Source organism: Kitasatospora sp. NPDC029312 (assembly GCF_055569215.1).
The window spans coordinates 161335-179578 of record NZ_JBVHXY010000008.1; the positions used below are offsets into that span (position 1 = coordinate 161335).

The following is an 18244-nucleotide window of genomic DNA, read 5'->3' on the forward strand; positions in this document are numbered from 1 at the left end:
GGCCGGTACCGCCAACCGACCACGCGGGCAGCGCATTTGATGCTCAATGGTGGACGTGGCCAGCGTGCTCGCCGGATTCCGGGCTGCCGCCCATCATCCGCAGCATCGCGGCCCCGTCCGTACGGAAGAAGCGGACGACCAGGGCCGTCGCCAGCAGCAGGAACACGATGTTGAGCCACGTCGTGTAGTTCCACTCCACGCCGGCCATCGGGATCTCCGCCTCCCTCTGCTCGGGGATCAGGCCGAGGCCGCCGAACACGAACTCCACCGCGTACCCGGCCAGCACCATCGCCGCGTAGAACGTCCCCAGCAGGAAGAGCGCCATCCGGGTGCCGTAGTACTTCCGGTAGATGTTCAGGATCGGCAGGATCAGCAGGTCCGCGAAGATGAACGCGACCACACCGCCGAAGCTGATGCCGCCCTTCCACAACACCACGGCCAGCGGCACGTTGCCGATCGAGCAGACGAACGATGCGATCGCCACCAGCGGCCCGACCAGGGGGCCCCACAGCTTCGACGCCAGCGGGTGGTCGGCGAAGAAGAACGCCTGCCAGAACGAATCGGGCACCCAGGCCGCGATCGCGCCGGCGATGAGCAGGCCGATCACCAGGTCCTTCAGGATCGCCGCCCACTCCATCACGAACACGTGCGAGACCGAGGTGAAGCCCCTGCCGGACCCGAGGCGCCGGGCGAAGGAGCCCTCCCCCGCCACCGACATGTCCATCGCCGCGTGGCCCTCCATCGAGCCTGCCCGCCCGAACTCCGCCTGCTCCCGCGCCTCCTGGAGCAACCGGTCGCCCAACAACCGTCGGAAGAGCAGGGCGAGCAGCAGGATCATCACCGGTCCGCCGACGAACTCGGCGGCCGTGAACTGCCAGCCCAGCAACAGGGCGAGGATGATGCCGAGTTCGACCACCAGATTGGTGGAAGCGATCTCGAAGGCCATCGCCGCGGTGAAGTCCGCGCCCTTTCGGAACAGCGAGCGGGCCAACGCGACAGCCGCGTAGGAGCACGAGGAGGACGCCGCGCCGAGACCCGCGGCGACGGCGAGGGTGCGCGGGCGGTCGTCGCCGAGCAACCGCACCACGGTGGACTTGCGGACCACCGCCTGCACCACGGCCGAGAGCAGGAAGCCCAGGATCAGGGCCCAGGTGATTTCCCAGGTCATCGATCCGGTGATGGACAGCGCGTGCAGGATCGCGTGCATGGTGGTCCGCCTTCCTCAGTCCCCGGCGCGTGCCACCCTATACGGGGCCGGGGTATACACGGAACCGTAACGCGCCGGCGCCCCGGCACCAAGACCTCTTCCCGCAGCGTTGATGGCCCCCGGGCAGAGCCGATGAGCAAGCTCGGTCGGCGCGACCGTCTCCACCCGCCGGATCGCGGCCCAGAGGGCGCGTTCGCCGGCCTCGTCCTTGGCCGGGAAGAACTCGAAGGAGTACGTCCGTTCGCCCGCCGCGAGGAGTTCGCGCAGGCCCTGAGGGCCATGCGGGCCGCGCGGCCCGCTCCGGGTGGTCTGGGCCATGGGGGCTCACCTCGTGCGGTGGGGGCGGGCGACGGTCCTGGACGGCGGCCGGCCCAGGGGCACGCGGGCGGTGGCTGCGCCGGCCATCGTGCACGTCGAGTACAACAGCAGTGCTACATGCCGGACTTGAGCGTCACTGGGAAAGTTCCGCATTACCCCAGGGGGGTATGGTATGTTCTCAGCGAAGCAGCCGCCGGGCCACCCGGAAAGGCGCCGCGCACACCGACGACAGGAGCACACCATGAGCGAGACCACCGTCACCGTCGAGTCCTCCGCTGCCGAGGCCTCCTCTTGCTGCGGCTCGTGCGGCACCGACGCCGCCGAGACCCCCACCACCGCCTCCACCGAGCGTGCGGCCTTCCAGGTGCAGGGCATGACCTGCGGCCACTGCGTCACCTCGGTGACGGCCGAGCTGAAGAAGATCGACGGCGTCACCGAGGTCGCGGTCGACCTCACCACCGGCAGGGTCACCGTCGACAGCACCAAGCCGCTCGTCGACGGGGACGTCGCCGCCGCCATCGATGAGGCCGGCTACGACCTGGTCGGCCGCCTCGACGGCTGACCGGCCGCCAAGCCACCAGCCACCGGCCGGCGGCCCGAACGCGCATGCTGCGTCCGGGAAGCCGTCACCCGTCCGGTCCGCTCGTAACGGGCACCGGCCCTCAGCGCAGGACGCCTCCGGAGGCACGAGCCCTCCGGAGGCGTCCTGCGCCGGTACCGGTACCGGTACCGGTACCGGTGTCCGTCACCGCGCCGTCGGTGCTCCGACGAGCTGGGCGGTGATCACGCCGAGCACCGCCGGGGACTGGTCCGCCAGGTAGAAGTGCCCACCGGGGAACACCCGCAGGTCGAACGGTCCGCTGGTGTGGCGGGACCAGGCGCGGACCTCCTCGACCGTCACCCGCGGGTCGGCGTCGCCGGTCAGCGCGGTGATCGGGCAGTCGAGCACGGCGTCGGCCTCCCCGCGGTACGTCTCGATCGCGGTGTAGTCGCTGCGCAGCGGCGGCAGGATCATGTCCTGCAAGTCCCGGTCCGCCAGCAGCTCTTCACTGGTGCCGCCGAGCTTCAGCAGTTCGGCCAGCAGTTCCTCGTCGGAGAGCTGGTGGACCCGCTCGTCGCGGTGGAGCGAGGGCGCCCGGCGGCCGGAGACGAAGAGGTGGCTCGGGGCGTCCAGACCGTCCCGGGCGAAGCGGCGCGCGACCTCGAAGGCGAGCACCGCGCCCATGCTGTGCCCGAAGAACACCAACGGCCGGTCGGCGCACGGCAGCAGCACCTGGTGGAGGCGGTCGGCGAGCTCCGCGATCGAGGTGATCCCGGGTTCGGCGCGGCGGTCCTGGCGGCCGGGGTACTGGACGCAGAGCACGTCTGCGTACGAGGAGACGGCGGCGGACACCGGGTGGAAGTAACCGGCCGAGCCGCCGGCGTGCGGGAAGCAGACCAAGCGGGCCGCGGCGCCCTCCGTGGGGTGGTACCGGCGGAGCCAGCGGCTGTCGATCAGGGCACTGCTGCCTGACATGGGAGTCGACCCTTCGTTCGCCTGCACGGGAAAGCGTTCTGCCGGACCGTCATATCACCTCACCGCCGCACCCATGCCGTGTACCTGACGATCCAGCCCTCAGGTCCGATCCGGCCCCCAGGCCCGGTCCGGCCCTCAGACCCGGTCCAGCGGCCGGTGCGGCCCCTCCGGCAGTTCGACGGTCACGGTGTCGCCGGGCCGGACCGGCCCGCCGGTACGGACGACGCCCATGATCCCGGCGCGGCGCACGACCGACCCGTCCGCCGCCCGCCCGACGACCTGCTTCAGCAGCCCCGTGCGGTAGGCGTCGATCTGCGCGCAGGGGTTGCGCAGGCCGGTGACCTCCACCTGGGCCTCGGGGCCGATCCGCAGCACCGCGCCGACCGGCAGGCCGAGCAGGTCCACCCCCTCGGTAGTGATGTTCTCGCCGAGCGCGCCGGGCGCCACGTCGTAGCCGGACTCGCCGAGTTCGGTGAGCAATTCCCGGTGGATCAGGTGCACCTGACGCAGGTTGGGCCGGGTCGGGTCCTGGGCGACACGTGAACGGTGCTTGACCGTCACCCCGGCGTGCACGTCGCCCTCCACGCCGAGCCCGGCGAGCAGCCTGATGCCCTCCCGGTTCGGCTTGCTGAACGAGTACTCGGCATTGCTGCTGACTGCCACCACGGTGCCGCTCATGCGCTTCGGGTCCTCCTCGCGGACGTACGTTCGACCGGCTTCGGAGTCTAGGACCTTCGCCATGCCTCCGCCCGAATCGCACGACCTCATGGCATAGACAGATGGCGCTTGACGCCGCAAGTGATTAGCTGCCATATTATCTGCATGGCGAGGGACGGGGGCGACGGCGAGCAGCCCACACTGGAGCAGGCCGGCTGGCAACTACGGCACTACGGCCTGGAGGTGGATCCGCAGGCGGTGCTGGTCGCGGTGCGACTGATCTCCGCGGGTGCGAGGGTCGGCCGGGCGGCCGAGGCCCACTTCGCCCGGTTCGGGCTGTCGACGGGCCGCTACCGGCTGCTCGCCGACCTGGAGGGGCACGGCGGAGAGAAGTCCCCCTCCCAACTGGCCGCCGACCTCGACGTCTCCAGGGCCACCGTCACCGGCCTGCTCGACGGACTCGAACGCGAGGGCCTGATCGCCAGGCGCCCGTCCACCGAGGACGGCCGTGGCACGGTGGCGGTCCTGACCGCGCGTGGTGCGCAGCGCCTGCGCGACATGGCGCCGGAACACTTCGGGCGGCTGGAGGCGATGGTGGGAGGGCTCACCGTCGAGGAGCGCACGGTGTTCCTGGACCTGCTCGCCCGCGTCGTGCGCGGCAGTTCGGCCCTGACCGCTGACTGACCCCGACTGACCGCCAGCTGACCACCTCAGGCCGCCCAGGCCGCCCAGGCCGCGCCGGGCAACATCCGACCGCAGCAGGCCACATCGGGCTCTCATCCCGTGGATGGGAGCCCTTTTCACGGACCGGTAATTAGGCGGCTAATCAATTGCCCTGGAACCGGGCCCGTCGGCCGTCCAACCGACCCCTTTCGCCTTTCCGAACTCGAACGAGATGAAGAGGCCCACATGCCCGCGACGAAGGACAGAACCGCCCCGAGCCGGGCAGCCGCCCGGCCGTTCACGCTGTGGCGCGAGGTGCTGACCGCCTACGCCGCCCCCGCGCTGATGGCCGGCGGCGCAGGAGTCATCACCGGTCAGGCGGACCTGACATGGGCGGCGTGCACCTCCATCGCCGGCACCTCCGCCGTGGTGGCGTTCCTGGTCGGCGCCTGGCTGCGGCACGGTGGGCGGCCACGACGCTGGACCACCGCCCTGCCGCGCGTCGTCCTGACCGTGCTGCTCGTCGTCGCGGCCGCCGGTGCGGCGGCGGGGGTGGGATGGTTCGCCGCCGAGTGGCTGCCGGCCCACACCTCACTGCACGCGGCCCCCTGGCTGCTGCGGCTGCGCATCGACCTGCCCGTCTCCGCCGTCCTCGCCACCACCATCGTCACCCTGCGCTGGCGCAGCACCATCGCGAAGCACCAGCCGTAGCCGATCCAGCACCGGCCCCACGGGTGCCGGACGCCCGACCGAACCCACCGGGCGGCAGCCGCCGCTCCGGAAGACGCCAAGCACTGAGGACACACGATGATCGTCGTCATGGGAGCGACCGGAACCACCGGAACCGCCCTGCTCCACAGCCTCCGGGCGCTCGACGTACCCGTCCGCGCGCTCACCCGCGCCCCGCAGCGGCCGGTCCCCGGCGCCGCCGGCCCGCACGATCGGCCCGTCGAGGTCCAGTACGCCGACGCCACCGACCCCGACTCGCTGCGCACCGCCTTCGAGGGCGCCGACCAGCTCTTCCTCGCCATGGCCAACAACCCCGCGCAGGTCGAACTCGAAACCCGGGTCATCGACATCGCCGCTCGCAGCGGCATCGGACACATCGTCAAGGTCTCCGCCCCCGCCGCCGAGCCCGACTCGCCCGTCGCGATCTCCCGCGGGCACCATGCCGTCGAGGAACACCTGCGCGCCTCCGGTCTCACCGGCACCGTCCTACGCCCCTACGCGTTCATGCAGAACCTGCTGCGCCTCGCGCCCAGCGTGGCGCAGGGCGTGGTGCTCGGCGCGATGAGGGACGCGCGTTGCAACTACGTCGACTGCCGCGACATCGGTGACGTCGCGGCCGCCGTCCTCACCCGCCGCCACCTCGCCGGCGGCACCTACACGCTGACCGGACCGGAAGCCGTCTCCCACCCCGACCTCGCCGCCCGGCTGACGGTGCTGACCGGCCGGCGGATCCAGTACGTCGACCTCGCCCCGGAGGAGATGCGCGACGGCCTCGTGCACCAGGCCGGCATGCCCGCCTGGCTCGCCGACCACGTCGTGGAGATCCAGCGACTCGCCATCGCCCGGCCCGAATCCCCCACCCGCACCGTCGCCGACATCCTCGGCCGCCTTCCCCGCAGCCTGGACGCCTTCCTGACCGAGCATCGGGACCACTTCCTCCGGTAGCCCGACTCGATCCGCTGCCTTCGCCCCGGCTTCCGGCGCGGGGGTCGCGGCCCTGGGCCCCGGCCGCAAGGTGCAGGGTGCAGGCGCCGGTGCCCGCCCGGTCGGTGCCGGTGGCGGTGACGGCCGTGCCGGTGTTCCCTAACGAGGTCCAGGGACGGCGAACAGGTGACGCACGCCGCGCGGGCGGGTGCGGGTCGCCCGCCGCCTGGTCAGCACCGGCCCGGTGCCCCGGGCGCGCGGAGCAGGGGCAGCACCACCTGATCCAGGATCTCCGCGATGACCCGGTCGGAGGCCACGACCCCCTCCATCATCAGGGTGTCGCGGAGCAGGTCGAGGGGCAGGGAGATCACCCGCGGGGTGAGCCGGGCCGGGTCGATCTCGCCCCGGTCGGCGGCCCGGTACATGATCGCGGCCAGGCCGTCCACCGGGCCGTCGGCCGTGAGCCCGGCGCGGAAGCGGGTGCGCAGTTCGGGGTCGCGCATGATGTCGACCAGCAGCCCGTGCACGGCGTCCGCCGGCAGGTCGTCGAAGCGGTGCGCCAGACCGCCCAGGAAGGTGAGCAGGTCGGTGCGCAACTCGCCGGTGTCGGGCGGCTCCTGGTAGTCGGGGGCGTTGCGGCCGAGGGCGGCCATGACCAGTTCGACCCGGTTCTGCCAGCGACGGTAGAGCACCGGCTTGCTGGTGCGGGCGCGGGCGGCGACGCCGTCCATGGTGAGCCGGTCGTAGCCGTGGTCGACGAGTTCGGCCCAGACGGCGTCGAGGATCGCCCGTTCCAGTTCCCCGCCGCGTCGCCGGGTCGATCCCGCGCCCGCCGTTCTCGCTCCGTCGTCCGCCACCGGCTTCCGCACCCGACCTTCATAGATACGTTGCGTTTCCTATGGGGGCCAGTCTACTGTCCACAGCAAGACACGTGCCGTATCTTACGGCTGAGTGACAGGGGGCCACCGCCATGCCTGACATGCCTGACACGCCCGACACGCTGGACACCTCCGGCCTGCCCGGCACTCCCGGCAGGCCCGACACCGGGGTCCTGGTGGTCGGCGCCGGCCCGGTGGGCCTCGTGCTCGCCCTCGGGCTGGCCCGCTCCGGGGTCGACTGCCGGATCATCGAGCGGGAGGAGGAGTTCCGCACGGCCGGAGTGCGCGGAAAGGGCGTCAACCCGCGGACGCTCGAGGTCTTCGACGACCTCGGGGTGGTCGCGGAGATCCTCGACCGGGGGGCGCTCAACCTGAAGGTCCGCACCTACCGGGGCGCGGAGCTCGTCCAGGAGGTCGACCCGGCGGAGTCCCTCCCCGCCACGCCCGACCGCCCGTACGGCGGGATGCTGCTGATCGCCCAGCACCACACCGAGGCCGTGCTGCGCGCGCGGCTCGCGGAGTACGGGGTCGAGGTCGAGACCGGCACGGAGCTGGTCGGCCACGCCCAGGACGGCGACGGCGTGCTCGCCACCCTCCGCCGGGGCGGCCGGAGCACGGGGCTGCGCGCGCGGTACCTGGTCGGCTGCGACGGTGGCCGCAGCACCGTCCGCAAACTGGCCGGCATCCCCCTCCTCGGCGAGACCTGGGAGGAGGAACGATTCATCATGGCGTCGATGGACCTCGACGGCCTCGACCCCGACCACATGCACATCTGGAACCACCCCCGGTTCGGCGGTGGCGCGATGGCCCTGATCCCGATGCGGCAGGACGGCACCTGGGCCGTGCACGCCGCCGTCGAGCCGGACGCCGGCGGCGAACTGCCGGCCCCCACCCTCGACACCTTCCGCCGACTGTTCGCCGAACGGGCCGGCCTGCCCGGGGTCCGGATGCACGAGCCGACCTGGTCCACCGTCTGGCGCCCCACCGTTCGGATGGTCCAGCGCTACCGCGAGGGCCGGATCCTGCTCGCCGGCGACGCCGCGCACTGCCAGACCGCGGCCGGCGGCCAGGGCCTGAACACCGGCGTCCAGGACGCCCACAACCTGGGCTGGAAGCTGGCCGCCGTGCTGCGCGGCGCGCCCGAGGCGCTGCTCGACAGCTACCAGGACGAGCGGCTGCCGATCGCCCGAGCCTCCCTGGCCGCCACCTCCGCCCACCACAAGGCGGTGTTCAGCGGCGACGGCGCCGACCTACTGAGCGACCAGTTCCGCACCATGGCCGTCGACGGCGCCGACCTCACCGGCCTGTCAGTCGGCTACCGCGGCGGGCCGCTCGGCCGCGACCTCGACGGCGCCACCGACGTCCGGGCCGGCGACCGCGCCCCGGACGCGCCCTGCGCGACCGCCGACGGCACGCCGACCCGGCTGTTCGAGCTGTTCCGCGGGCCGCACTTCACCCTGCTGACCTTCGGCGACCACCCCGGCCTGGCCGACCTGCCCGCCACACCCGGACTGCGGCGCGCCGCCGTGCTCGACCCGGACGGCCACGCCGCCCGCGCGTACGGGCTGCGCGGGGACGCGGTGGTGCTGGTCCGGCCCGACGGACACGTCTCGCTCACCGGGGCGACGGCGGACACCGGGACCGTCCTGGCGCACCTGCGGGCCTTCGCCGTCCGACCGGCCGCCAGCTCGGGCCGCCTCACCGCTCGGGCTCGCTGACCGTCCGAGCCTGGCGACTTTTCAGGCCCGCGGACCGCTCAGACCCGCTGGGCCGCACCCGCCGACACCCCCGCCCGGGCCGCCCGCTCGTCGGCGTCGGCGAGCAAAAAGTACACCGGCGAGAGCCCGAGTTCGATCACCATCAGCACCACCTGGAAGCCGTGCGGCCACCCGTCCACGGCGATCGACAGCACCCGCCCGAGGCCGCCCAGCAGGAACACCGCCGCCAGCCACCGGACCGCCCGGGCGGGCACCGGCGCCTGCCGGGCGGCCCAGATCCAGGCCGCTCCGTACCCGGCGAAGGCCGCGCCCATGAAGCGGCCGAAGCTGTCGATCGTCGGGCCGGGGTCTCCGATCCCGGGGATCGCGGCGTTCCCGGCCAGCAGATGGAAGAAGCCGATCGCCACACAGGCGACCCCCATGATCCACGCGAGCACCCGCAGCGTCTTCGCCATGCTCCCCACCACCCCGCTACCCGCCCGGCCGGACGCCGGGCTTAGTTGACACGTGTCCACTAAGCTAGCGCCGACTAGTGGACACGTGTCAAGTAACCTGTCCGCCATGCCAGTCCAGGAACGCCGCAAACGCCTCTCGCCCGCCGAGCGCCGCGCCCAGCTGCTCGCCGTCGGCGCCCGGGCCTTCGCCGCCCGGCCGTACGAGGACGTGCTGATGGAGGAGGTCGCCGAGCAGGCCGGGGTGTCCCGCGCGCTGCTCTACAAGCACTTCGCGAGCAAGCACGAACTGTTCGCCGAGGTGTACCGGCAGGCGGCCGGGGAGTTGCTGGTGCAGAGCCGCTTCGACCCGGCGGACACCCTGGTCGAGCAGTTGGTCGAGGGCATGGACGCCCACCTCGACTACTTCATCGCCAACCGGCACGCCGTGCTGACCGCCAACCGCGTCCTGGCCGGGGATCCGGTCATCCAGACCATCATCACCGAGGAGCTGGACGCCCTGCGCGCCCGGCTGCTCGGCGTTCTCCCGCTCGCGGACGAGCGAGCGCGCCAGGCGGTGTCCCAAGTCCTGCGCAGCTGGCTGGTGTTCGTCCGGGTTCTGGTCCTGGACTGGCTGACGGAGCAGACCTGCACCCGCACCGAGCTGCGCGACGCCTGCATCGGCGCGGTCCTCGGCGCGCTGCGGCCGCTGCTGCCCGCCGATCCGGCACCCGAGTGGGGTCGGTGACGGCCGACAGCACCACGGCGCCGCAAGGCACGACGGCCCACAAGGCGTGACGGCCCGGACGAGGTCCGTGGGCATACCATCGGCTCCGGCGGAAGAACCGCCCCAAGGGCTGAAATTCCGCAGTAAATATGACAGTTGGATGCCAGTGCCCCGCAGGCCCGTCGCCCCCGAAGGGATCCATGTCCACCGCCGCGCCCGACACCGCGACCCCACTCCCCCCGCTCCACCGCCTCCCGGTCACCCCCGCCCAGCCGCCGCACCCGACCACCCTCCCGGACGGCACCCGCGCCTGGCTCGTCACCCGCTACCGCGACGTCCGGCAGGTCCTCGGCGACCCCCGCCTCACCCGGGCCGACCTGCACGAGGTCGGCACCGCGGGCGGCACCGCCGACGTGGCCGCCAACCCGGCCTCACTCTTCAACCAGGACGGCCCCGCACACCGCCGGCTGCGCGCCACCATCCAGAAGGCCTTCACCCCGCGGGCGATCGCCGATTGGCAGCCCTGGGTCGCGGCCGCCGTCCAGCAGGCGGTGGACGCGCTGGTCGCCGCCGGGCCGCCCGCCGACCTGGTCACGGCCTTCACCCGGCCGGTGCCCTTCGCGGTCACGAAGCGGCTGATGGGCCTCGACGGCGACGGCCCCGCCCGGCTGGACGAGGAGCGGCTGCGGCGCTGGACCCTCGCCCTGCTCGCCCAGGGCGGCGACCCGGCCGAGGACCACGGCCCGGCACTCGCCGAATTCCACGCTTTCACCGAGGAGTTGATCCGGCACCGGCGCCGCGCACCCGGCCCCGACCTGGTCAGCCGACTCGTCCGGGCCGCGGACCAGGACGGCGGCGTCCCCGAGGACACCCTCGCCTTCCTCGTCCTCGGACTCACCGCCAGCGGCAACGAGAGCGTCACCGGCGCCCTCGGCAACGCCCTGACCTACCTCCTCGGCGAACGCGCCGACCACTGGCCCCTGCTGGCCGACGCCGAGATCGCCGAACGCGGCGTCGAGCGCCTGCTGCACTTCATCCCGCTCGGCGACGAGGAGACCACCCTGCGCCGTGCCACGGCCGCGATCGAGCTCGGCGAGGTCACCATCCCGGCCGGCGCCGTCGTCGCCGCCGCCCTCGGCAGTGCCAACCGCGACCCGGCCGTCTACCCCGCGGGCCTCGACGCCGACCTCGCCCTGCCGCTCGACGCCCCCACCCTGGCCTTCAGCTGCGGCCCCCACTACTGCATCGGCGCCTGGCGGGTCCGCCTCGAAATGCGCGAATCCCTGCGCCGCCTGGCCACCGCCCTGCCCGGCCTCCGCCTCACCACCCCCGTCGACCGCCTGCCGTGGCAGCTGGGCACCACCACCCGCAGCCCGGCCGCCCTGCCGGTCACCTGGTGACCCGGCGCCCCCGCGAACCGGTCGGCCCCGCGCCCGGTCGCCCTCGGGAAGCGGTCGCCCTCGTGCCCGGTCGTCCCCACGGCCCGGGAACAACCGCCATGACGCGCCCTACGCCCACAGCCCCTCGCCCAGCACCCCGCCCTCCGGCGCCCCCGGCAGCACGTACGCCACCGCCGAAGCCGTGTGCACCAGGAAGGGGTTGAGCGCGTCCTTCGCCGCCAGCCGCTCCTGCACCCGGTTGAACTGGGCCGGATCCCGGACGAACGCGCAGAACAGCAGCCCCCGGTCGTCCGGGCCGTCGTCGTAGCTGTAGCCGCGCCGCAGCATCCGGGCGCCGGAGTCCAGGCGGGGGCTGGTCAGGCGGACGTGGGCGGTGTTGGGGATGACGTAGGAACCGTCGGGGTTCTTGGCGTAGATGTCGGGGTCGTCGTGCTCGGCCGTGCCGGTGAGCGGGGTGCCGTCGGCGAGGCGGCGGCCCATGGCCAGGTCGCGGCGCTCCTCGGGGAGGGCGGCGAAGGCGGCGGTGTCCATCCGGATGCGGCGGTAGACCAGCACCGTGCCGTGCTCGTACGGCCCGGGCGGTCCCCACACCCACTGCCGGGCGGCCGCCTCGTCGGGGTTGGCCGTGCCGTCCTTGTAGCCGAAGAGGTTGCGCGGCGTGGTGCCCGGGGCGGTCCGCGCCAGGAAGCCGGACTGGCTCCAGCGGACGCCCGCCCCCGCCGACTTCGCCGCGGCGCCGACGAGTTCGGCGACGACCGTCAGCGGCCAGCGGTCGGCGGCGCACAGCTGCACCACCACGTCTCCGCCGCCGCGCGCCGGCTCCAGCCGGTCACCGGGGAAGGCCGGCAGGTCGGCCAGCACGGACGGCACGTTCAGCCCCAGCCGCGCGGCCGGCCCCGGCCCGACCCCCACCAGGCTGCTGAGCTGTGCCGGTTCCGCGCCCCGCAGGCGCGGGTCCGTCGAGGTGCCGCCCGCCGCCCCGCGGAGCACGTCGGTCAACTCGCCCAGCAGCGACCGCAGGGCGCTGCGCCCGTCCGAGGTGGTGGCGGGTGCCAGGTCGAGCGCCAGCAGGACGGTGGCCGGCTGCTGCGGGGCCGTCACCCCGGCCTGCCGCTGCCCGTGGAACGGAACGGCGACCGGCGGGGCGGGCGGCGGCGGAGCGGAGGCGGACCGCCCGCGCCCCAACGCGACGGCCCCGGCACCGAGTCCGGCACCGACCCCGGCGGCCAGCACCGCGCCCCCGCCCGCGATCAGCGCCCTCCGGTCCACACCGCCCCCGGCGGCTCCCGGTTCCTTCCGCGCCTTTCCGGTTTCCGCATGCATGACCGACATTGGAGACGATAGAACACCCCTTATGCAACTTTTGACTGAGCATCAATTCGGTTACCGGTCAACACTCGTATTCAGTGGGCGCGTACGCTGCGGCCTGCTCACACTGCTCCTCGCCGGCGCCCTCGCCCTCTCCGGCTGCTCCGCCGCCCCCGGCCCCTCCTCCGACGCCCACCACCCCGAGGGCACGGTGGTGCGGGTCCCGCAGGACTTCCCGAGCATCCAGAAGGCCGTGGACGTCGCCCGCGAGGGCGACACCGTGCTGGTCTCCCCGGGCACGTACCAGGAGAGCGTGCGGATCACCAAGCCCCGCATCGTGCTGCGCGGCGCCGACCGCAACACCGTCGTCCTGGACGGTGGCGTACGGCTGGTCAACGGCGTCACCGTCACCGGCCCCGGATCGGTGGTCGAGAACCTCACCGTGCACGGCTTCCTCGCCAACGGCGTGCTGTTCACCGGCGTCACCGACGAGAAGCTCCAGCAGCGCGGCGCCGGCGGCTCCGCCTACAACCCGCTGGACACCACCCGGTTCCCCGCCGTCCAGGGCTTCCGCGCCACCCGGGTCACCGCTTACAACAACGGCCTCTACGGCATCTACGCCTTCGACGCCCGGGCGGGCGTCATCGAGGACTCCTACGCCTCCGGCGGGGCCGACTCGGGCATCTACGTCGGCCAGTGCAAACCCTGCGACACCCTGGTGCGCGGCAACACCGTCGAGCGCAACGCCGTCGGCATCGAGCTCACCAACTCCTCGGACGGGCTGTACGTCCTCGGCAACCGCGTGGTCGGCAACCGGGTCGGCGTCACCGTCAACTCCAATGACCTGGAGGCCCTCGCACCCCAGCACGGTGCCGTGATCGCCGGGAACGCCGTCACCGACAACAACGCCACCGACACCCCCGAACAGGCCGACGGCGGCTTCGGCATCGGCATCGGGATCGGCGGCGGCACGGCGAACCGGGTCGAGCGCAACCTCGTCAAGGGCAACCGCGCGGCCGGCGTCATCATCACCGACCCGCCCGGCCACCCCGCCGCCGGCAACCAGGTCCTGGGCAACCGCACCGAGGGCAACGGCGCCGACCTCGTCCTCGCCTCCGCCGACCCCGGCAACTGCTTCACCGGCAACCAGCCCGCCGTCCAGAGCCCCGACGATCTGGAGGCCCGGGCCGCCTGTGGCGCTCCGAACCGCGGCCCGCTGCCCGCCGGCCGTACGGCCCCGGTCCAGGCCCCGCCCGGCATCCCCTTCAACCAGGTCGCGGCCCCGCCCGCGCAGCCGTCGCTGCCCGACCCGAACGCCCCCGGCCGCCCGGCCGTCGACCTGCCGGGAACCGTCGATCCCGACGCCTATTCGCTCCCCACGACGGCCGACGCGCTGCCGAAGCCGTGACCCGGGCGCGGGCGGGCCTCCCGCGTGCTGTTCGGGGCGGCCCCGGCCGGCGGGCCGGCCACCCCTGTCAAGGGTGTTTCCGGACCCTGAGCACCCGGCTGGGAATGCTCTGTGAAGGGCGGCCAAATCTGTAGCGGTCATGCCATACTGCCTCGGTGACCTCAGCCAGCGTAGCCACACCCCCGCAGCGCAGCAGGCCCCAACTGGGCCGTAAATTCGCCATGCTGTGGTCGGCCTCATCGATCTCAGCAGTGGGCGACGGCATGCGCGACTCCTCGCTGCCACTGCTCGCGCTGACGGTCTCCGACTCGCCGAAGGCGGTCTCGCTGGTCGCGGTGTCCGGTTCGCTCCCCTGGCTGCTGATGGCCCTGTTCGGCGGTGTCATCGCCGACCGCTTCGACCGCCGCCGGCTGATGTGGACGATCGACATCGGACGCGCCGTCATCGTGCTCGGCTTCGCCAGCTGGGTCTTCCTCGCCACCCCGCCGCTGGCCGCCCTCGCCGTCCTGGCCTTCGTCCTCGGCTGCGGGGAGACCGTCTTCGTCAACGCCGCCACTTCGGCCATCCCGGACGTGGTCCGGCCCGACCAGCTCGACACCGCCAACGGCCGGCTGCAGGGCGGCCTGCTGGTCGGCCGGATGGCCGGCCCGCTGGTCGGCACCACCCTGTTCGCCCTCGCCGCCGGCTCGCCCTTCACCGTGGACGGCCTCTCCTTCGCGCTCGCCGCAGCGCTGGTCTTCGCCACCGGCCGCTCCAGCGCCCGCCGGCCGCAGGCTGGACGCCCGGTGTTCACCGAGATCCGCGAGGGTGTCCGCTGGCTCTACCAGCACAAGCAACTGCGCCTGGTCGCCACCCTCTCCGCCCTGGCCGGCGGCGCCTCCGCGCTCGGCATCACCATGCTGGCGCTGCTGGTCACCCGCACCCTGTCCGCCCCGACCTGGGCCTACGGCGCCGTCCTCGCCTCCGGCGTGGTCGGCGGCACGGCCGCCAGCACCCTCGCCGGGCGGCTCAGCCAGCGGATGGGGCGGCGCGCGCGGATCGGCCTCTCCTTCGTCCTGATGGGCTCCGCGCTGCTGCTGATGGGGCTGAGCCCCTCGGTGATCCTGGTGGCGGTGCTGTTCGCGGTCGGCAACTTCGGCGTGGTGACCTGGAACGTCCAGGCGATCTCGCTGCGCCAGCAGATCGTCCCCAAGGAACTGCTCGGCCGGGTCAACAGCTGCTACCTGATGCTCACCCGGATCGGCATGCTGATCGGCGCGGCCCTCAGCGGCTGGATCGGCTCCGCCGTCAACGTCCGCACCCCGCTGGTCATCAGCGGCATCCTGCTACTCGCCGCGCTGCTCGCCCTGCCCCGGATGGGCAACCTGGAGCCCACCCCGGCCCCCGCCGACGACCACCCGGCGGCGGAGCCCGTGGAGCAGCCGGCGGACTGACCACCCGGCGGCCGGATCCCCCGGTGGGGGGAGCCGGCTCCGCCCACCGGCCGAGGCGGCGCGATGGGTCCGGCTGCGACCGTGGGGGCACCGCACCCGCCGGACCGGGGAGCCGCCCATGACCGCCGTCGCCCCCGACACCGCCCCGCGCACGACTCCGACCGGCGCTCCGTCCACCGCACCGTTCGGCGCCCGCAGCCGTCTGCGCGCCGTCTGGGCGGCCGTCCACACCCCCGTCCCGGGCGTCCCCCGCTGGGCCCGGATCGCCGCCCGGGCCGTGCCCTTCACCGTCCTGCCGTCCAGCGCCTGGCGGATCGCCACCTGCGCCTTCCACCTCCCGCTGGCCGGCAACGGCGCCCAGGAGTCCGGGAACCTGCCCCGGTGGCTGCCGCTGGAGCTCTACGTCGTCCTGCTGTCCGCCGTCTCCGAGCTGCTGGCCGTCTCCGCGCTGGGCCTGGTCGCCCACTGGGGCGAGGTCTTCCCGCGCTGGCTCCCCGGGCTGCGCGGCCGCCGCGTCCCGGTCGCGGCGGCCGTCGTGCCGGCGGCCCTGGGCGCCGCCGCGCTGGTCTGCGTCACGACCCTGTTCACCGTCATGCTCTCGATGGGCCGCACCATCCAGGGCCGCCCGATGAGTGACGGCATCCCGGTGTTCACCGGCGACTGGCACACCGTCGTGCTGATCGCCTGCTACGCCCCGCTGCTGCTCTGGGGCCCACTGCTGGCCGCCGTCACCATCGCCTACTGGCGGCGCCGAACGTCGTCGGGTGCGCACGCGTGCACGCGCTCAGGGCCTACCATGGCCGGATGAGCACCGGCACCGATCTGGCAGATGCGCACCACTCGCAGCAGCGGGGCGAAGCACGGCTGGACGTCGCCGCGTCCGTGCTCGCACTGCTCGCCGACCGGACCAGGCTCGCGCTGCTGGAGCGGCTCGGGCGAGGCGAGGCGGACGTGACCACACTGACCGAGGCGACCGGGGCCGCACGGCCGTCGGTGAGCCAGCACTTGGCGAAGCTGCGGCTGGCCGGACTGGTCGCCACCCGCAAGGACGGCCGGCGGGTCGTCTACTCGCTGCGGCACGGGCACCTGCGGCGGCTCGTGGACGAGGCGCTGAACGTCGCCGACCACCAGATCGGCCACCTGCCGCCGCACGACTGACGACCGCCACCTCCCGGCTCCGGGCTGCGGAGTCCGACGGCAAACAGGTGCACAGGTACGCACCTGTTGACTATGCTGGACACGTCATTCCGCCACCGCCGCCCCGGGACGGGACCCATGCTGAGCGTGCTGCGCGACCGCACCTACCGCCACCTGTTCACCGCCCAGATCGTCGCCCTGGTCGGCACCGGACTGGCCACCGTGGCACTGTCACTGCTCGCGTACTCGATCGCCGGCCACGACGCCTCGGCGGTGCTCGGCACCGCGCTGGCGATCAAGATGGTCGCCTACGTGACGGTCGCGCCGATCGCCGGAGCACTCGCCGAGCGGATCCCCCGCCGGGCCCTGATGGTCGCGATGGACCTCACCCGAGCCGGGGTCGCGCTCACCCTGCCCTTCGTGGACCGGGTCTGGCAGGTCTACCTCCTGATCTTCCTGCTCCAGGCCGCCTCCGCCGCCTTCACCCCGACCTTCCAGGCCACCATCCCGGACGTGCTGCCCGCCGAACGCGACTACACCCGGGCCCTCTCGCTGTCCCGGCTCGCCTACGACCTCGAATCGCTGTTCAGCCCGGCGCTGGCCGCCCTGCTGCTGTCCGTCGTCTCGTACGACTGGCTGTTCACCGGCACGACGGCGGGCTTCCTCGCCTCCGCGGCGCTGGTCGCCTCCGCCGCCCTGCCCAAACCCAGGCCGGTCGAGCGCCCCGGCGGGATCTCCCGCAAGGCCGCCTTCGGCTCCCGGCTGTTCTGGGCCACCCCACGGCTCCGGGCCCTGCTCGCGCTGGACCTCGCGGTCGCGGCGGCGGGCGCGATCGTCTTCGTCGACACCGTCAACGTGGTCCGCGACCACTTCCACCGCCCGGCCGGGGCCGTGTCCTTGGCCCTCGGCGCGTACGGCGTCGGCTCGATGCTCGCCGCACTCCTGCTGCCCCGGCTGCTGGCGCGGACCAGCGACCGGTCCGTGATGCTGCCCGCCGCCTTCGCCCTGCCCTGCGTCCTCGCCGCGGTCACGGCGATCACCGCCGCCCCCGCCGGGACGGGCAGTTGGCTCGCCCTGCTCGCCGCCTGGGCCCTGGTCGGCGCCGGCAGCTCCGCCGTCCTCACCCCGGGCGGCCGGGTCATCCGCCGCTCCGCCGCCGACCCCGACCTGCCCGCCGCCTTCGCCGCGCAGTTCTCGCTGTCCCACGGCTGCTGGCTGCTCACCTACCCGCTGGCCGGCTGGCTCGCGGCCGGCGTCGGCCTGCCCGCCACCGCCGCGGCCCTGGGCACCGTGGCCCTGGCCTCCGCCGTCACCGCCGCCTCCCTCTGGCCCACCCGCGACCCGGACACCCTCAGCCACCTCCACACCGACCTCCCCCCGGGCCACCCCCACCTCGCCGACGCGCGCCCCACCCCCACCGGCGCCTGGCAGCACGGCCACCGCTACGTCATCGACCAGCACCACTCCGACTGGCCCCGGCCCCGGCGGGCAGCCCTCGGCTGACCGCGCCCACCCGCGTCTCCGCGTCTCCGCGTCTCCGCGTCTCCGCGTCTCCGCAGCCTCACCCACCCCACGACTGACGGCTGCAACGAAGCCGGGATGCGGTGCCGGCAGCCCGTACGGAACGAGCTCCGGACCCGCGCCACCGTGCCGATCCCGGCCGGCTACGTGTTCACCGGCCACCCGCCCGGGTACGTCAACACCAACCATCGGGTGTCCCAGGAGCGGTGGCATCGGCTCATGGTTCATACAGCCCGGCCGGGCGTGCCCTGTGGATCCGCCCGCACACG

19 protein-coding genes are annotated in these 18244 nt (G+C 73.5%); 12 read left to right on the forward strand and 7 right to left on the reverse strand.

The window, feature by feature from the left end; all coding sequences use genetic code 11:
- Window positions 1–43: 43 nt before the first annotated feature.
- Window positions 44–1207, reverse strand: coding sequence for a permease (locus ACZ4WV_RS09935; protein WP_465744651.1), 1164 nt, complete (start codon window positions 1205–1207; stop codon window positions 44–46).
- A 15-nt stretch (window positions 1208–1222) separates the two neighbouring features.
- Window positions 1223–1525 carry a methylenetetrahydrofolate reductase gene (locus ACZ4WV_RS09940; protein WP_465744653.1) on the reverse strand — a complete coding sequence of 101 codons (303 nt, stop codon included), beginning with the start codon at window positions 1523–1525 and terminating at the stop codon, window positions 1223–1225.
- A 241-nt stretch (window positions 1526–1766) separates the two neighbouring features.
- Between ACZ4WV_RS09940 and ACZ4WV_RS09945 the strand changes: the two genes are divergently transcribed.
- Window positions 1767–2087, forward strand: a complete 321-nt coding sequence (locus ACZ4WV_RS09945; protein WP_465744655.1) for a heavy-metal-associated domain-containing protein — start codon at window positions 1767–1769, stop codon at window positions 2085–2087.
- A gap of 183 nt (window positions 2088–2270) precedes the next feature.
- Here the strand turns inward: ACZ4WV_RS09945 and ACZ4WV_RS09950 are convergent, their stop codons facing one another.
- Together ACZ4WV_RS09950 and ACZ4WV_RS09955 are read right to left on the reverse strand one after the other, a co-directional pair.
- Entirely contained in the window at window positions 2271–3041 is a 771-nt protein-coding gene (locus tag ACZ4WV_RS09950) for a thioesterase II family protein (RefSeq protein WP_465744657.1), read from the reverse strand.
- Window positions 3042–3176: 135 nt separating this feature from the next.
- On the reverse strand, window positions 3177–3719 hold the full coding sequence (locus ACZ4WV_RS09955) for an MOSC domain-containing protein (protein ID WP_465744755.1): 543 nt from the start codon (window positions 3717–3719) through the stop codon (window positions 3177–3179).
- A 144-nt stretch (window positions 3720–3863) separates the two neighbouring features.
- On the opposite strand from ACZ4WV_RS09955, the gene ACZ4WV_RS09960 reads away from it, so the two are divergent.
- The 3 genes from ACZ4WV_RS09960 to ACZ4WV_RS09970 all read left to right on the forward strand — a co-directional run bounded on the left by ACZ4WV_RS09960 (window position 3864) and on the right by ACZ4WV_RS09970 (window position 6035).
- Window positions 3864–4382, forward strand: a complete 519-nt coding sequence (locus ACZ4WV_RS09960) for a MarR family winged helix-turn-helix transcriptional regulator (protein WP_465744659.1) — start codon at window positions 3864–3866, stop codon at window positions 4380–4382.
- Window positions 4383–4607: 225 nt separating this feature from the next.
- A complete protein-coding gene (locus tag ACZ4WV_RS09965) occupies window positions 4608–5072 on the forward strand; it encodes a hypothetical protein (RefSeq protein ID WP_465744661.1) in 465 nt (154 codons plus the stop codon).
- Between the two features lie 108 nt (window positions 5073–5180).
- The gene (locus ACZ4WV_RS09970) at window positions 5181–6035 is read left to right on the forward strand and encodes an NmrA family NAD(P)-binding protein (RefSeq protein WP_465744663.1); all 855 of its coding nucleotides are present in this window, start codon (window positions 5181–5183) and stop codon (window positions 6033–6035) included.
- A 209-nt stretch (window positions 6036–6244) separates the two neighbouring features.
- Here the strand turns inward: ACZ4WV_RS09970 and ACZ4WV_RS09975 are convergent, their stop codons facing one another.
- On the reverse strand, window positions 6245–6883 hold the full coding sequence (locus ACZ4WV_RS09975) for a TetR/AcrR family transcriptional regulator (protein ID WP_465744665.1): 639 nt from the start codon (window positions 6881–6883) through the stop codon (window positions 6245–6247).
- A gap of 110 nt (window positions 6884–6993) precedes the next feature.
- On the opposite strand from ACZ4WV_RS09975, the gene ACZ4WV_RS09980 reads away from it, so the two are divergent.
- Window positions 6994–8610 carry an FAD-dependent monooxygenase gene (locus ACZ4WV_RS09980; RefSeq protein WP_465744667.1) on the forward strand — a complete coding sequence of 539 codons (1617 nt, stop codon included), beginning with the start codon at window positions 6994–6996 and terminating at the stop codon, window positions 8608–8610.
- Window positions 8611–8648: 38 nt separating this feature from the next.
- On the opposite strand, the gene ACZ4WV_RS09985 is transcribed toward ACZ4WV_RS09980, so the two are convergent.
- Window positions 8649–9065: a DUF4345 domain-containing protein gene (locus ACZ4WV_RS09985; RefSeq protein WP_465744669.1), complete on the reverse strand. Its 417-nt coding sequence runs from the start codon at window positions 9063–9065 to the stop codon at window positions 8649–8651.
- Window positions 9066–9171: 106 nt separating this feature from the next.
- On the opposite strand from ACZ4WV_RS09985, the gene ACZ4WV_RS09990 reads away from it, so the two are divergent.
- Window positions 9172–9789, forward strand: a complete 618-nt coding sequence (locus tag ACZ4WV_RS09990; protein WP_465744672.1) for a TetR/AcrR family transcriptional regulator — start codon at window positions 9172–9174, stop codon at window positions 9787–9789.
- Window positions 9790–9968: 179 nt separating this feature from the next.
- A complete protein-coding gene (locus tag ACZ4WV_RS09995; RefSeq protein WP_465744673.1) occupies window positions 9969–11168 on the forward strand; it encodes a cytochrome P450 family protein in 1200 nt (399 codons plus the stop codon).
- Between the two features lie 108 nt (window positions 11169–11276).
- Here the strand turns inward: ACZ4WV_RS09995 and ACZ4WV_RS10000 are convergent, their stop codons facing one another.
- Window positions 11277–12491 carry a Dyp-type peroxidase gene (locus ACZ4WV_RS10000; protein ID WP_465744675.1) on the reverse strand — a complete coding sequence of 405 codons (1215 nt, stop codon included), beginning with the start codon at window positions 12489–12491 and terminating at the stop codon, window positions 11277–11279.
- A gap of 40 nt (window positions 12492–12531) precedes the next feature.
- On the opposite strand from ACZ4WV_RS10000, the gene ACZ4WV_RS10005 reads away from it, so the two are divergent.
- The 5 genes from ACZ4WV_RS10005 to ACZ4WV_RS10025 all read left to right on the forward strand — a co-directional run bounded on the left by ACZ4WV_RS10005 (window position 12532) and on the right by ACZ4WV_RS10025 (window position 17957).
- On the forward strand, window positions 12532–13884 hold the full coding sequence (locus ACZ4WV_RS10005; protein ID WP_465744677.1) for a right-handed parallel beta-helix repeat-containing protein: 1353 nt from the start codon (window positions 12532–12534) through the stop codon (window positions 13882–13884).
- 221 nt (window positions 13885–14105) lie between these two features.
- On the forward strand, window positions 14106–15317 hold the full coding sequence (locus tag ACZ4WV_RS10010; RefSeq protein ID WP_465744679.1) for an MFS transporter: 1212 nt from the start codon (window positions 14106–14108) through the stop codon (window positions 15315–15317).
- Window positions 15318–15435: 118 nt separating this feature from the next.
- The gene (locus ACZ4WV_RS10015) at window positions 15436–16125 is read left to right on the forward strand and encodes a hypothetical protein (RefSeq protein WP_465744680.1); all 690 of its coding nucleotides are present in this window, start codon (window positions 15436–15438) and stop codon (window positions 16123–16125) included.
- Window positions 16122–16475, forward strand: coding sequence for an ArsR/SmtB family transcription factor (locus ACZ4WV_RS10020; RefSeq protein ID WP_465744682.1), 354 nt, complete (start codon window positions 16122–16124; stop codon window positions 16473–16475). The genes ACZ4WV_RS10015 and ACZ4WV_RS10020 overlap by 4 nt, the downstream gene beginning before the upstream one ends.
- A 117-nt stretch (window positions 16476–16592) precedes the next feature.
- On the forward strand, window positions 16593–17957 hold the full coding sequence (locus ACZ4WV_RS10025; RefSeq protein ID WP_465744684.1) for an MFS transporter: 1365 nt from the start codon (window positions 16593–16595) through the stop codon (window positions 17955–17957).
- The last annotated feature ends 287 nt before the right edge of the window (window positions 17958–18244 follow it).